The sequence below is a fragment of the Rahnella variigena genome (assembly GCF_003610915.1).
Taxonomy (GTDB): domain Bacteria; phylum Pseudomonadota; class Gammaproteobacteria; order Enterobacterales; family Enterobacteriaceae; genus Rahnella; species Rahnella variigena.
Map to the genome: position 1 here is coordinate 186,092 of NZ_NSDJ01000001.1, position 15,421 is coordinate 201,512.

Annotated in this window: 13 protein-coding genes and 2 tRNA genes; 4 read left to right on the top strand and 11 right to left on the bottom strand. The window is 50.3% G+C overall.

All coding sequences use genetic code 11. From position 1 onward, the window contains the following. Positions 1-8: 8 nt before the first annotated feature. The 10 genes from infB to rlmE form a co-directional block, all read right to left on the bottom strand. Entirely contained in the window at positions 9-2,702 is a 2,694-nt protein-coding gene (infB, locus tag CKQ54_RS00860) for a translation initiation factor IF-2 (RefSeq protein ID WP_112286789.1), read from the bottom strand. Between the two features lie 24 nt (positions 2,703-2,726). Next, entirely contained in the window at positions 2,727-4,235 is a 1,509-nt protein-coding gene (nusA, locus tag CKQ54_RS00865) for a transcription termination factor NusA (protein WP_120162398.1), read from the bottom strand. A gap of 23 nt (positions 4,236-4,258) precedes the next feature. Further along, positions 4,259-4,711, bottom strand: a complete 453-nt coding sequence (gene rimP / locus CKQ54_RS00870; protein WP_147243271.1) for a ribosome maturation factor RimP — start codon at positions 4,709-4,711, stop codon at positions 4,259-4,261. A 229-nt stretch (positions 4,712-4,940) separates the two neighbouring features. Beyond that, positions 4,941-5,017, bottom strand: a tRNA-Met gene (locus CKQ54_RS00875). A gap of 59 nt (positions 5,018-5,076) precedes the next feature. Beyond that, a tRNA-Leu gene (locus CKQ54_RS00880) sits at positions 5,077-5,163 on the bottom strand. A gap of 86 nt (positions 5,164-5,249) precedes the next feature. Continuing rightward, the gene (gene secG, locus CKQ54_RS00885; RefSeq protein WP_113877110.1) at positions 5,250-5,585 is read right to left on the bottom strand and encodes a preprotein translocase subunit SecG; all 336 of its coding nucleotides are present in this window, start codon (positions 5,583-5,585) and stop codon (positions 5,250-5,252) included. 235 nt (positions 5,586-5,820) lie between these two features. Further along, entirely contained in the window at positions 5,821-7,161 is a 1,341-nt protein-coding gene (gene glmM, locus CKQ54_RS00890) for a phosphoglucosamine mutase (protein ID WP_120162399.1), read from the bottom strand. A gap of 2 nt (positions 7,162-7,163) precedes the next feature. Next, positions 7,164-8,003, bottom strand: coding sequence for a dihydropteroate synthase (gene folP / locus CKQ54_RS00895; protein WP_120162400.1), 840 nt, complete (start codon positions 8,001-8,003; stop codon positions 7,164-7,166). A gap of 124 nt (positions 8,004-8,127) precedes the next feature. Next, positions 8,128-10,071 (bottom strand): ATP-dependent zinc metalloprotease FtsH, encoded by a 1,944-nt coding sequence (ftsH, locus tag CKQ54_RS00900; protein WP_112286795.1) that lies wholly within the window; start codon positions 10,069-10,071, stop codon positions 8,128-8,130. A 56-nt stretch (positions 10,072-10,127) separates the two neighbouring features. Beyond that, positions 10,128-10,757, bottom strand: a complete 630-nt coding sequence (rlmE, locus tag CKQ54_RS00905) for a 23S rRNA (uridine(2552)-2'-O)-methyltransferase RlmE (RefSeq protein WP_112286796.1) — start codon at positions 10,755-10,757, stop codon at positions 10,128-10,130. A 182-nt stretch (positions 10,758-10,939) separates the two neighbouring features. Between rlmE and yhbY the strand changes: the two genes are divergently transcribed. Beyond that, complete coding sequence (gene yhbY / locus CKQ54_RS00910) at positions 10,940-11,236, top strand: ribosome assembly RNA-binding protein YhbY (RefSeq protein WP_095923662.1); 297 nt, start codon at positions 10,940-10,942, stop codon at positions 11,234-11,236. 180 nt (positions 11,237-11,416) lie between these two features. Here yhbY and greA read toward each other — a convergent pair whose 3' ends face one another. Then, entirely contained in the window at positions 11,417-11,893 is a 477-nt protein-coding gene (gene greA / locus CKQ54_RS00915) for a transcription elongation factor GreA (protein ID WP_112286797.1), read from the bottom strand. Positions 11,894-12,174: 281 nt separating this feature from the next. Here greA and dacB point away from each other — a divergent pair, with 281 nt between their 5' ends. From dacB to pmrB, 3 genes are read left to right on the top strand one after another with little or no spacing between them, the layout of a single operon-like run. Then, the gene (dacB, locus tag CKQ54_RS00920) at positions 12,175-13,608 is read left to right on the top strand and encodes a serine-type D-Ala-D-Ala carboxypeptidase (protein WP_120162401.1); all 1,434 of its coding nucleotides are present in this window, start codon (positions 12,175-12,177) and stop codon (positions 13,606-13,608) included. A gap of 20 nt (positions 13,609-13,628) precedes the next feature. After that, a complete protein-coding gene (gene pmrA, locus CKQ54_RS00925) occupies positions 13,629-14,291 on the top strand; it encodes a two-component system response regulator PmrA (protein ID WP_113877107.1) in 663 nt (220 codons plus the stop codon). Then, a complete protein-coding gene (gene pmrB / locus CKQ54_RS00930; protein ID WP_120162402.1) occupies positions 14,288-15,379 on the top strand; it encodes a two-component system sensor histidine kinase PmrB in 1,092 nt (363 codons plus the stop codon). Before pmrA ends, pmrB begins: the two co-directional genes overlap by 4 nt. Positions 15,380-15,421: the final 42 nt, after the last annotated feature.

Genomic DNA, 15,421 nt, shown 5'->3' on the forward strand with positions numbered 1-15,421 from the left:
CGCAAACGTTAAGCGATAGTACGTTTGATCTCGATGATTTCGAAGACTTCGATCACATCGCCAGTACGCACATCGTTATAGTTCTTAACGCCGATACCACATTCCATGCCGTTACGAACTTCAGCAACGTCATCTTTGAAGCGACGCAGGGATTCCAGTTCGCCTTCGTAGATCACCACGTTTTCACGCAGTACACGGATTGGGTTGTTACGCTTGATCATACCCTCAGTCACCATACAACCTGCAATAGCGCCGAATTTCGGTGACTTGAACACGTCACGAACTTCAGCCAGGCCGATGATTTGCTGTTTGTATTCTGGCGCCAACATACCGCTCATCGCCTGTTTAACTTCGTCAATCAGGTTATAGATAACGGAATAGTAACGCAGATCCAGACTTTCGCTTTCTACGACACGGCGTGCAGAAGCATCTGCACGGACGTTGAAGCCCAGGATGATCGCGTTGGAAGCAGCGGCCAGTGTTGCGTCAGTCTCGGTGATACCACCGACACCCATACCGACGATTTTAACTTTAACTTCGTCAGTAGACAGATTCTGCAACGCATCGGAAATCGCTTCGCAAGAACCCTGAACGTCAGATTTCAGAACGATGTTCAGTTCAGAAACTTCGCCTTCAGTCATGTTCGCGAACATGTTTTCCAGTTTAGATTTCTGCTGACGAGCCAGTTTCACTTCGCGGAATTTACCCTGACGATACAGAGCAACTTCACGCGCTTTCTTCTCGTCACGAACAACAGTCACTTCATCACCCGCAGCCGGAACGCTGGACAGACCCAGAACTTCGACAGGAATAGAAGGACCCGCAGACGTAATGTCACGACCCATTTCGTCACGCATCGCACGGACACGGCCGTATTCGAAGCCACACAGAATGATGTCGCCTTTGTTCAGAGTACCTTCCTGAACCAGAACGGTTGCAACCGGGCCACGACCTTTGTCCAGGAAGGACTCGATCACAACGCCGCTTGCCATGCCGGTGCGAACTGCTTTCAGTTCCAGAACTTCGGCTTGCAGCAAGATAGCTTGCAGCAAATCGTCGATACCGGTACCCACTTTCGCAGACACATGGATGAACTGAGATTCACCGCCCCACTCTTCTGGCATAACGCCATACTGAGAGAGTTCGGTACGAACGCGGTCCGGATCAGAGTCTGGCTTATCAATTTTGTTCACTGCAACCACGATTGGCACGCCAGCAGCTTTCGCATGCTGTACGGCTTCGATGGTTTGTGGCATTACGCCATCATCTGCAGAAACAACCAGTACAACGATATCCGTTGCCTGAGCACCACGAGCACGCATTGAAGTAAACGCGGCGTGTCCCGGAGTATCCAGGAAGGTGATCATGCCGTTTTCGGTTTCTACGTGGTAAGCACCGATATGCTGGGTAATACCACCGGCCTCGCCTGCTGCCACTTTCGTTGAACGAATGTAGTCAAGCAATGAGGTTTTACCGTGGTCAACGTGGCCCATGATGGTCACAACCGGAGCACGTGGCTCAGCGGCAGCAGAAGAAGCTGTATCACGATCGCTCATCAGCGCTTCTTCCAGCTCGTTCTCACGACGCAGGATAACTTTGTGGCCCATTTCTTCCGCAACCAGCTGAGCAGTTTCCTGATCAATAACCTGGTTGATGGTGGCCATGGCGCCCAGTTTCATCATGGTTTTGATGACCTGAGAACCTTTAACTGCCATTTTGTTTGCCAGCTCAGCAACAGTAATGGTTTCACCCACTACAACATCACGGTTAACGGCAACAACAGGCTTGTTAAAGCTCTGCTGTAAGGTACTTGGCTTACGCTTACCTTTACCGTTACGGCCAACAGCACGGGCTTCTTCGCGATCCGCTTTAGATTCGGACAGCTTGTTGCCTTTTTTCTGTTTGGTCGCTTTGCCACCGCGAGTACGGCTACGACGTTCGCCTTCAACTTTGGCGTCATTTTCGTCTTCAGCAGCACGAGCATGGGTAGAAGTGGTGACATGGTAGTCAGCAGATTCTGATTCGCTTGGAGCGGTAGCTTCAGTCCAGACACCAGAGTCAGCCATTTTACGGGCTTCTTCTGCGATGCGCTTGGCGTTTTCTTCAATCTTACGCTGGGCTTCTTCTTCCGTTTTGCGTTTCAGCTCTGCGGCTTCAGCTTCACGGCGTGCTTTCTCTGCCTGAGCTGGTTTAGTTACTTCATCGGTATTTTGGTTGGTCACTTTATCTTTTTCCGCTGCATCACGCTTAGCTTTATCAGCGGCCTCACGTTTAGCTTGCTCTTCGGCGGCGCGTTTGGCTTTTTCCTGAGCTTCGCGCTGGGCTTGCTCCGCTGCTGCACGCTGTGCCTGTTCTTCCGCGTCACGCTTCGCCTGCTCTTCCGCTTCGGCCTGGGCAACTTCTGCCTCGGTCATATCACGTTTAACATAAGTGCGTTTCTTGCGGACCTCGATTTGCACCGATTTACTCTTCCCGCCGGTGCTCGGAATATTCAGTGTACTACGCGTTTTGCGTTGTAACGTCAGTTTGTTTGTCGCACCGGCATTTCCGCCATTCAGGTGCGCCAATAAAGTCTCTTTTTCTTGCTGGGTCACAGAGTCAGTTTCGGACTTTGAGATCCCTGCATCAGCAAATTGCTGTACCAGGCGATCTACCGGAGTCTGAATCTCTGCCGCCAGCGCTTTTACAGTTACATCTGTCATGCTGTTCCTTCCTGCTACAGTTTATTACGCGTTGTCGCCAAACCAGCAGATATTGCGCGCGGCCATGATAAGTTCACCAGCCTTCTCGTCACTAAGACCTTCAATATCAGCCAGATCGTCGACACCCTGCTCGGCAAGATCTTCCAGCGTACAAACCCCTTGTGCAGCCAGTTTAAATGCCATGCTACGTTCCAGACCCGCCAGGTTAAGCAGATCGTCAGCAGGCTTTTTGTCACCGAGACTTTCTTCCTGAGCTAAAGCCAGTGTGGTCAGCGCTTCTTTTGCACGTTCGCGCAGCGCATCCACCGTGTCTTCATCCAGGCCGTCGATTTCAAGCAGCTCGTTGACTGGCACATAAGCCAGTTCTTCAAGCGTTGAGAAACCTTCTTCTACCAGAACCGTGGCGAAATCTTCATCGATGGCCAGGTATTTGGTGAAGGTATCAATCGCAGCGTGTGCCTCAGCCTGATGTTTGGCTTGCAGGTCGTCTGCTGTCATCACGTTCAGTTCCCACTTGTCATCACCACGATGCTGTTTCAACAATTGGGAGGCCAAACGCACGTTCTGGCCATTACGGCCAATCGCCTGTGCCAGATTGCTGGCTTCAACGGCGATATCCATGGTGCATTTATCTTCATCAACCACGATGGAAGCGACATCTGCCGGTGCCATTGCGTTGATAACGAATTGCGCAGGATTATCATCCCAAAGGATGATATCGATACGTTCACCGCCCAATTCACTGGAAACAGCCTGAACGCGTGCACCACGCATGCCGACACAAGCACCGACCGGGTCGATACGTTTGTCGTTGGTTTTTACTGCAATTTTCGCACGGGAGCCAGGATCACGGGCTGCCGCTTTAATCTCAATCAGCTCTTCGCCAATTTCCGGCACTTCGATGCGGAACAGCTCAATCAGCATCTCGTTACGTGAACGGCTGACAAACAGCTGGGCACCGCGTGCTTCAGGGCGCACATCATACAGAACGCCACGAATACGGTCGCCGGAGCGGAAGTTTTCACGCGGAAGCATGTCTTCACGCAGAATAACGGCTTCAGCGTTGCTGCCTAAATCCAGAGCGATGCTGTCACGGTTAACTTTCTTAACCACGCCGGTGACGATCTCACCTTGCTGCTCACGGAATTGATCAACCACCATCGCGCGCTCTGCTTCACGTACTTTCTGTACGATAACTTGCTTGGCAGTTTGCGTGGTGATGCGGTCAAAAGTGACTGACTCGATTTGATCTTCAATATATCCGCCGAGGTCGATTGACGGATCTTCGTATTGTGCAGCTTCGAGGGTGATTTCGCGGGTCGGTTGAGTCACTTCGTTGACTGCCACCCAACGACGGAAGGTATCGAAGTCACCTGTTTTGCGGTCAATGCTGACGCGGACTTCGATTTCCTGCTCGTATTTTTTCTTGGTCGCCGTTGATAATGCAATTTCCAGCGCTTCAAAAATCTTCTCGCGCGGGAGGGATTTTTCATTAGAAACTGCTTCTACAACAGCCAGAATCTCTTTGTTCATCCTAGTTGCCTCTTCCAAACTCTTTAAAAGTGGGGTACCAGGTTCGCTTTCTGGATGTTGCTCAGTGCGAACACTTCATCTTTCCCTTCCACTGTCACCGTGATCATTTCGCCTTCGACAGCCTTAATAATGCCCTGCCATTTGCGACGATTCTGCACTGCCATACGCAGAACAATGCTGACTTCGTCACCCAGGAAACGTTGATAATGTTCAGCGGTGAACATAGGACGATCAAGGCCTGGAGAGGAAACTTCCAGGTTGTAGGCGACGGTGACTGGATCTTCAACGTCCAGCACAGCGCTCACCTGGTGGCTGACATCAGCACAATCATCAACATTGATCCCGGCGTCACTATCAATATAGATGCGCAACGTCGATTGGCGAGCCCGAACGAACTCGATGCCCACCAGCTCAAAGCCAAGTGCCTCGACTGGTGCTGTAATCAGCTCTGTTAATTTTTGTTCTAATGTGGACAAGCCCACCCCCAAGACATAAAAAAAGGGCTAAATAGCCCAGTGATTCTGTTGCCAAATAACAAAAAACCCCGATAAATCGGGGCTTTATGCAACTGGACCCTATTCGCCGCATAGCGGCTTCGGTACAACTTTCGCGAAGTGTTATTTCAAATAGAAACTTTCAAATTGGAACTGCAGAACATCACAGGAAGACACTGAAAGTCTATTTGAAATAAACACTTAGGGAAAGTGGTTGCGGGGGCCGGATTTGAACCGACGACCTTCGGGTTATGAGCCCGACGAGCTACCAGGCTGCTCCACCCCGCGTCCGAAAACGTGGCAAATACTACGCCGATAATCGCTAAAAAGCAAATTATCACAAAGATTGGTACCGAGGACGGGACTTGAACCCGTAAGCCCATTCGGGCACTACCACCTCAAGGTAGCGTGTCTACCAATTCCACCACCTCGGCACTCTTTTTTTTCACAATCGCTTCTACTGTCCAAGTACAAGCCACTGTTTAAAACTTTTCACTTCTTGCGATAAGAAGGTTACTGCTTAGTGAGGAACGTCACTGTTAGGCGCTGCTGGAGCTGCCGGTGCAGTGGTCTGCTCAGTTTTCGCTGGCTGACTCAGGTTTTCCCACTCACTACCTTTTTGGCTTTTATTGGTGCTCATGTTCCCGAGAATCAAACTAATGATAAAGAACAGTGCTGCCAAGATGCCGGTCATACGGGTCATGAAGTTACCGGAACCACTCGAACCGAACAATGTGCCAGAAGCACCTGCTCCGAAAGAGGCTCCCATATCAGCGCCTTTGCCTTGTTGCAGCATAACCAGAGCAACAAGCCCGATTGCTACGATAAGGAAAATCACCAGAAGAGCGTCGTACATAGTAGTACCTGTATCCTCGCGGGTTCACCGCATGCCAATTGCTTCTCACCATTTAGCAGGTCATTCAAGGACCCACTGAAGCGGGTGTGAATACTAACCAAAGCCGTATTGCCGTGCAAGGGCAATCTTCATCAAAATGTTCGTTTGCGGAAAAAAACGGCAAATTTGAAGCAAAGTGGCTGACAGGACGCTGTTCAGCCACGCATATCACGAAAATTCACCGTTTTTTATCAGGTTACGCTTTGACTGCTTTTACCGCATCGGCAATACGGTTAGCCAGTTTTTCCACCAGTTCCGCGTCTTCGCCTTCCACCATCACCCGCAGCAAAGGCTCGGTACCTGATTTACGCAACAGCACCCGGCCACGACCCGCTAACTGTTTTTCAACGTCTGCAGTGACCTGCTTAACTTCGTCGGATTCCAGCGGATCATGTTGGCCAGCAAAACGGACGTTAATCAGGATTTGTGGCAGCAATTTCATACCGCTGCACAAATCATGCAGGCTCATGTGATTGCGAACCATGGCGGTAAGCACTTGCAAACCGGCCACGATGCCGTCACCGGTGGTGGTTTTGTCCAGCAAGATAATGTGGCCGGAGTTCTCAGCACCAATACGCCAGCCTTTTTCCTGCATTTTTTCCAGCACGTAACGGTCGCCCACTTTCGCGCGTGTAAATGGAATACCGAGCTGTTTTAATGCCAGTTCCAGGCCCATATTACTCATCAGGGTGCCGACGGCGCCGCCTTTCAGCTGGCCCTGACGCAAGCCTTCACGAGCAATGATATAAAGGATCTGGTCACCATCGACTTTATTGCCTTCATGGTCGACCATAATCAGACGATCGCCGTCGCCGTCAAATGCCAGCCCGACATGGGCTTTTTCTGCCAGAACGCGTTGCTGTAACTGACGGACGTCGGTCGCACCGCACTCTTCGTTAATGTTCATCCCATCCGGGTCGCAGCCGATAGTAATCACTTTAGCGCCCAGTTCCCGCAGAACGCTTGGCGCAATGTGGTAAGTCGCGCCATTGGCACAATCCACAACGATTTTCAGTCCGTTCAGGCTCAGTTCGCTCGGGAACGTCCCTTTGCAGAATTCGATATAGCGACCGGCAGCATCCACAATACGGCTGGCTTTACCCAACGCAGCGGATTCCACGCAAGTAAGAGGTTTTTCCAGCTCAGCTTCGATGGCTTCTTCCACTTCGTCCGGCAGCTTTGTACCGTCAATAGTGAAGAATTTTATGCCGTTATCGTAGAACGGGTTATGCGATGCAGAAATCACAATCCCGGCTTCAGCACGGAATGTACGGGTCAGATACGCAACCGCGGGTGTTGGCATCGGGCCGGTAAAGGAAGCCGACAGTCCCGCAGCAGCCAGACCGGCTTCAAGTGCAGATTCCAGCATATAGCCGGAAATACGGGTATCTTTGCCGATAATCACTTTACCCGAACCATGACGCGCTAATACTTTGCCTGCAGCCCAGCCCAGTTTGAGAACGAAATCAGGGGTGATCGGGCTGTCGCCTACTTTTCCACGTATGCCATCAGTACCAAAGTATTTACGGTTGCTCATAATTATTTTTTATCCCTTGCAGAAAGTGTCGCTTCCACGATACGCATCGCTTCGACGGTTTCTTTAACATCATGTACGCGAACTATCTGAGCTCCCTGCATGGCAGCAATCACAGCGCAGGCAACGCTGCCCGTCACGCGTTTCTCCGGTGACACATGCAGTAGCTGCCCTACCATAGATTTCCTCGACATCCCCACAAGAAGTGGTAAACCGAAGTGATGGAACTCAGCCAGTCTGGCGAGTAACTGGTAGTTATGCTCTAAATTTTTACCGAAACCGAAGCCCGGGTCGAGCAACAATTTGCTTTTCGGAATGCCGGCATTCACACAACGTGCAATTTGCTCGACAAAATACTGGTCTACCTGCGCAACGACGTTGTCGTAATGCGGGGCATGTTGCATCGTTTTCGGGTCACCTTGCATGTGCATCAGACAAACGGGCAAACCCGTTTCTGCCGCAGCCTGCAATGCCCCTGGCTCCTGAAGCGAGCGAATATCGTTAATCAGATGCATACCGGCATTTGACGCTTCACGGATAACAGAAGCCTTCGAAGTATCCACCGAGATCCAGACATCAAAACGTCGGGCGATGGCTTCTACGACCGGTACCACACGGGCCAGCTCTTCCTCTTCGCTGACTTCAGCAGCGCCCGGACGCGTTGATTCGCCGCCAATATCAAGGATTGTCGCGCCGGCATCGACCATCGCCTGAGCGTGGCGAAGCGCAAGATCAAGCGTGTTGTGTCGTCCGCCATCAGAAAAGGAATCCGGGGTAACATTCAGGATCCCCATCACCTGGGGAAAAGTGAGATCCAGTATCGAGTCTCTGGCTGTGAGGTGCATAAATCATGTCCCTTCTGGTCATTCGTTGAGGCAGTTTCAAATTCCGACACAAAGAATGCACGCATAAAAAACCCCGGGCAAGCCCGGGGTTGAGTGTTATCTGCGTTATTTTCCAACCAGCTGCTTATTTGCCGCTGAATTGCTCAAACATCGTGTTGCCAGGATTTGGCGTGCGAGGTTCGTCAACTGGCGTTGGCGCTTTTGGAGCACCGCCGTCGTTAGAATTATTGTTGCCGTTTTTACCGTTAGCATCATCCCAGCCAGCAGGCGGGCGAACTTCCGTACGGTTCATCAGGTCATCAATTTGCGGCGCATCGATGGTTTCGTATTTCATCAGGGCATCTTTCATTGAATGAAGGATATCCATGTTTTCCATCAGCAACGTACGCGCACGAATGTAGTTACGCTCAACCAGAGATTTCACTTCCTGATCGATGATACGGGCAGTTTCATCAGACATATGTTTAGCTTTCGCAACTGAACGACCGAGGAAGACTTCGCCTTCTTCTTCCGCATACAGTAACGGACCTAATTTCTCTGAGAAGCCCCACTGCGTAACCATGTTACGGGCAATAGAGGTGGCAACCTTGATGTCGTTCGACGCACCGGTAGACACTTTTTCCACGCCGTAAATGATCTCTTCAGCAAGACGACCACCGTACAAGGTAGAAATCTGGCTTTCCAGTTTCTGACGGCTTGCACTGATAGCATCGCCTTCAGGCAGGAAGAAGGTCACACCTAATGCACGGCCACGAGGAATAATGGTCACTTTATGCACCGGGTCATGTTCAGGAACCAGACGACCAATGATGGCGTGGCCTGCTTCATGATAGGCAGTGGACTCTTTCTGCGATTCAGTCATCACCATGGAACGACGCTCAGCACCCATCATGATTTTGTCTTTGGCTTTTTCGAACTCAACCATCGACACCACACGTTTGTTACCACGCGCAGAGAACAATGCAGCTTCATTCACCAGGTTAGCCAGGTCCGCACCGGAGAAACCAGGGGTACCACGGGCAATCACAGACGCATCAACGTCAGTTGCCAGCGGAACGCGACGCATGTGAACTTTCAGGATCTGTTCACGGCCACGTACGTCTGGCAAGCCTACAACAACCTGACGGTCGAAACGGCCCGGACGCAGTAATGCCGGGTCAAGAACGTCAGGACGGTTAGTTGCTGCAATTACGATGATACCTTCATTACCTTCGAAGCCATCCATCTCAACCAACATCTGGTTCAGTGTCTGTTCACGTTCATCGTGACCGCCACCTAAACCTGCACCACGCTGACGGCCAACGGCGTCGATCTCATCGATAAAGATGATACATGGAGCGGCTTTCTTCGCCTGTTCAAACATGTCACGCACACGAGATGCACCGACACCCACGAACATTTCTACGAAGTCAGAACCGGAAATCGTAAAGAATGGCACTTTGGCTTCGCCGGCAATGGCTTTCGCCAGCAAGGTTTTACCGGTACCCGGAGGACCAACCATCAGAACGCCTTTAGGAATCTTTCCGCCCAGTTTCTGGAAACGGCTTGGCTCGCGCAGGTAATCTACCAGCTCGCTCACCTCTTCCTTCGCTTCGTCACAACCTGCAACGTCAGCAAACGTCGTTTTGATTTGGTCTTCCGTCAGCATGCGGGCTTTGCTTTTACCAAAGGACATTGCGCCTTTGCCACCGCCACCCTGCATCTGCCGCATAAAGAATATCCAGACGCCAATCAGAAGCAGCATCGGGAACCATGAAATGAAGATAGTCGCCAGGAAACTCTGCTGTTCAGGCGGTTCACCAACAACTTTCACGTTTTTGCTCAGCAGCGTATCCAGTAATTTAGGATCATTAACCGGAATATAGGTTGTGTATTTGCTGCTGTCTTTTTTGATAACGTCAATCGCACGTCCATTGATACGTACTTCACGGACCTGGTCTTGGGCCACTTCGGTTGTAAAGGTAGTGTAATCTACCTTACTGCCATTAGATTCGCTGGGACCAAAACTCTGAAATACAGACATCAATACAACTGCGATGACTAACCAGAGGATCAGGTTCTTCGCCATGTCACTCAAGGGATTAACCTCATATTACAACTGTGTTAACAAACAGCGTTAGGGAACTACAGTTTCCGCCCTGTCGCTACGATGTACACTTCTCGCGAACGTGCTCGGGAAGCGTCTGGCTTACGAATCTTCACCTTCGTAAACAGGGAGCGAATTTCCCGCAGGTATTCATCAAAGCCATCTCCCTGAAACACCTTCACCAGGAAACTTCCGCCTGGTGCTAATACATCCCGACACATATCCAATGCTAATTCAACCAGATACATCGATTTTGGAATATCGACTGCCGGAGTACCGCTCATATTAGGCGCCATGTCAGACATGACCACCTGAACTTTGCTTTCTCCCACGCGTTCGAGCAGCGCTTTGAGAACTAATTCATCACGAAAATCCCCCTGAAGGAAGTCGACTCCAACAATAGGATCCATAGGTAAAAGGTCAAGAGCAATAATTCGCCCTTTGTTACCGATCTGCGAGGCCACATACTGTGACCAACCGCCAGGCGCTGCACCTAAATCAACCACCGTCATACCTTGTTTAAACAGCTTATCGCTTTGCTGTATTTCATCAAGTTTAAACCAGGCACGGGAGCGCAGCCCTTTTTTCTGTGCTTGTAGCACATATTTATCGCTAAAGTGTTCCTGCAACCAGCGACTGGAACTTGCAGAACGCTTTTTATTAGACATTATTTAGTAACCATATAGTTTTCCAACCACCCTGAGTTAGAGCCTTTGGAACAAGCCGTTAGCATCATGGCGTCTATGGCTAAGTCAGTATAATTGACCTCCCGAAGCAGTCCGGGTTGGTCATATACATGAGATGGCGGTAGAATGACCCGTTTTCAATCCCAACTTAAGCAAAAAAGACGATGAATCTTAACAATAAACAAAAACAGTACCTGAAAGGTCTGGCACATCCACTGAAACCGGTTGTTATGCTGGGCAACAACGGCCTGACAGAAGGTGTGTTAGCCGAAATCGAACAGGCACTGCAACATCACGAACTGATCAAGGTAAAAGTCGCGGCAGAAGAACGTGAGACGAAGACCTTGATCGTAGACGCGATTGTGCGTGAAACCAAGGCGTGTAATGTGCAAGTCATCGGCAATATGCTGGTACTTTATCGCCCTTCCACCGAAGACCGCAAAATTATCTTACCGCGTTAATCCATTAAGGTTTAACGAAAAGCGCTGTAGATTTTCGGAAAGGTGCCACGAAATCACGTTCAGGGGAAGGTCTCAGCGGGCCTTTTTACTTTAGTTTTCAATTTACTGTGAAGCAATTCACTGCATGAATGTGAGAATTACAGGGCGAAACATCACGTTTCGCCCTTTTTAATGCAGATTTTAGAGGTATTCGACCTTCAATACTTCAAACTCAACATCACCGCCAGGTGTTTTGATAACAACGACATCATCCTGTTCTTTGCCGATTAAACCACGTGCAATCGGTGAGTTAACAGAAATGAGGTTCTGTTTAAAATCAGCTTCGTCATCGCCGACAATGCGGTATTTCTGCTCTTCTTCAGTATCCAGATTCAGCACTGTCACTGTGGCGCCAAAAATCACGCGGCCAGTAGCAGGCATTTTAGTCACATCAATAACCTGAGCATTCGACAGCTTGGCTTCGATTTCCTGGATACGACCTTCACAAAAACCCTGCTGCTCACGCGCAGCATGGTATTCAGCATTCTCTTTCAAATCGCCGTGTTCACGTGCGGTCGCGATATCAGCAATGATTTTCGGGCGACGGACACCTTTCAGATGGTCCAGTTCTTCACGTAATCTTTCTGCGCCACGCAATGTCATCGGAATCGGTTTCATATATTTATTACCTCTAACTTGGTCCTTTCGGTAAACACCGTCCTGATTGAATCAGGTAAGAAATTAAGCCAGCGCTTCTGACCGACTCTCTGGCGAAAAGCAAAAAAAACCTCACCCGGAGTTGCCACCAGGCCAGGATTCATTTTGCATTTTGATTCGTATTTTAACGTAGAGTTCCTTGAGGATCATCGTTTAGTTTCAGCCACGTTGCGCCTTGGTTCGTAGCATCGTAGTATGGCACCACATTATCCCGCCGTTACCCAGAGCCTTTACTCAAAATAATGCGTTTTTTACGAATTGTCAGTGGATTAGCATGCGCGTTTGTACTGAATACAAATGCGGCTCAGATCGAAAATTACACAGAATATCTGCCTGACGGCACGAATCTGGCTGTGCTGGTACAGAAAATTGGCGCGCCTGCGCCGGCTATAGACTATCACGGTACTCAAATGGCGCTACCCGCCAGTACCATGAAGATTCTGACCGCGCTGGCGGCTTTGCTGCAGCTTGGGCCTGATTTTCGTTTCACCACCACACTTGAAACACCGGGTTCCGTTTCTGATGGCGTATTAAAGGGTGATTTGGTCGCTCGTTTTTCCGGCGATCCGACATTAAAACGTCAGAATATTCGGAATATGGTCGCTGTGTTGAAAAAACAGGGCGTCAAAGAAATTACCGGCGATGTGATTATCAACACTTCGGTTTTTGCCAGCCATGATAAAGCGCCCGGATGGCCGTGGAACGACATCACCCAATGCTTTAGCGCACCGCCGGCTGCCGCTATTGTCGACAGAAACTGTTTCTCAGTCTCACTGTACAGTGCCCCGAAACCCGACGAAAACGCGTTTATCCGCGTAGCATCTTACTATCCGGTGCATATGTTCAGCGAAGTACGCACTCTGGCAAAAGGTTCTCCGGATGCACAATATTGTGAGCTGGACGTCGTACCTGGTGAATTCAACCGCTATACCCTCACCGGCTGTCTGACCCAACGCAGCGAACCTTTGCCGCTGGCGTTCGCTATTCAGGATGGCGCGAGTTATGCCGGTGCGATTTTAAAAGATGAGCTGTTGCAGGCTGATATTCAGATCGATGGCACGCTGAAGCGTCAGACTCAACCAACACCGGCGGGTACCGTTCTGGCACAAACCCAGTCGGCGCCGTTGCATGACCTGTTGCATCAGATGCTGAAGAAATCAGATAACATGATCGCCGATACGGTATTTCGTACTATTGGCCATCAGCGTTTTGGCGTGCCGGGAACGTGGCGTGCCGGTTCGGATGCTGTCCGTCAGATTTTGCGTCAGAAAGCAGGCGTGGATTTAGGTAACTCTATTCAGGTTGATGGTTCCGGTCTTTCTCGTCATGACTTGCTGTCACCGGCCACCATGATGCAGGTACTTCAATACATCGCGCAGCATGATAAAGAGTTAGACTTTATCTCAATGCTGCCATTAGCGGGTCACGACGGTACCTTGCAATATCGCGGCGGTCTGCATGAAGCAGGCGTTGACGGCAAAGTATCTGCGAAAACCGGCTCGCTGTCTGGTGTCTACAACCTTGCAGGCTTTATTACGACAGCCAGCGGACAGCGCATGGCCTTCGTCCAGTTCCTTTCAGGTTATGCGGTTCCGCCTGAAGATCAACGCACACGACGGGCTCCGCTCGTACGCTTTGAAAGCCGTCTCTACAAGGATATCTACCAAAATAATTAACCACGGAGAAGTGCCAGAAGATGAAACTACTGATCGTTGAAGATGATGAACTCTTACGGCAGGGGTTGATGCTGGCACTTACCAGTGAAAATTATGCCTGCGACTGCGCTTCAACGGCGGCCGAGGCGCACAGCCTGATTCAAACCAGCCAGTACAGTCTGGTGATCCTGGATTTAGGATTGCCAGACAAAGACGGGGCAACGTTGCTGCGCGAGTGGCGACGCCAGAATATCGCTCTCCCCGTTCTTATCCTTACCGCCCGGGATGCGTTAGAAGACCGCGTCGATGGTCTTGATGCCGGCGCTGATGATTACCTGATCAAACCTTTTGCGCTGGTCGAATTACAGGCCCGAGTGAGAGCGCTTATCCGCCGTTATCAGGGACAAAGCGACAATCAAATTTCAGTGGGTAATCTGAAAATCAATTTATCCTCGCAACAGGCTTATCTCGACAACAATCCGGTGGAAGTCACTCCCAAAGAGTTCGCGATTTTGTCGCGCCTGATGATGCGTGCGGGGCAAACCGTGAACCGGGAATTACTTCAGCAGGATCTCTACACCTGGCAGGATGATCTGGGTTCCAACACGCTCGAAGTCCATGTTCATAATCTGCGTCGTAAGCTCGGTAAAGAAGTCATCCGCACCGTACGTGGCATTGGCTACCGGCTGGAAATCCTGCAATGACCAGTATGCGTCGCCGCCTGCTGGTCATGCTGGCATTGATTTTATTCGTCACTCAGCTCACCAGTGTTTTCTGGCTCTGGCATGAAAGTCAGGAACAGATTAATTTACTGGTTAATGACACGCTTTCTGCAAAAGTACGGAACGCGCATGTTGAGAGAGAAATCGCAGAGGCGATTGCTTCGCTCATTGCGCCTTCGCTGCTGATGATGAGTATTACACTGGTTCTGTCCTTCTGGGCGATCAGCTGGATTATCCGCCCGCTCAATCAGTTACAGAAACGTCTTGAAACCCGTTCTGCTGATAACCTTTCTCCCCTGCCACTTAACAGTGAAATCAGGGAAGTTGTTGCCGTCACCAATGCGCTGAACCAGCTATTTTCCCGTCTCTCCAGCACTATTCAGCAGGAACGATTGTTCACTGCCGATGCGGCGCATGAGCTACGCACCCCTCTTGCTGGCGTACGCTTGCACCTGGAAATCATGCAGAAAAATGGCGTGGAAGGCAGTGATACGTTGATAAGTCGTATCGACCTGCTGATGCACACCATAGAGCAATTGCTCATGCTGGCCCGCGCCGGACAAAATTTCGCGAAAGGCGAATATCAGCAAGTTGATCTGATCAGTAACGTCATGATGCCACTCGAAGAAGAGTTACGCGAAATGCTCGATGAACGCGGGCAGAAGCTGAAAATGCACTTACCGCCGCTTGCTGAAATTCAGGGAGATGCCGTGCTGCTGCGGTTGATGGTGAGGAATCTGGTCGAGAACGCTTACCGTTACAGTCCGGAAAATAGCGACATCATAATTACGATTGCGTCAAAAGATAACGGCTTCCTGATACAGATAGATGATGCGGGCCCAGGCATTGATGAGACCAAAGCCAGCGAACTGACACAGGCATTTAAACGCAGCGATCAGCGGTATGGTGGCAGCGGTCTGGGATTAAATATTGTGGTTCGAATAGCGCACCTGCATGCCGGTAGGCTGACATTGCTAAACCGCACTGGCAACACTGGCCTCAGCGCGCAATGCTGGTTACCGGATGTCGCATTACAAAGCTCTCTGACACTTTCACCAGACGCCCGCTAATACACGCTCTTATTAACACGCGATCAAAAAGAAAAAGGCTGC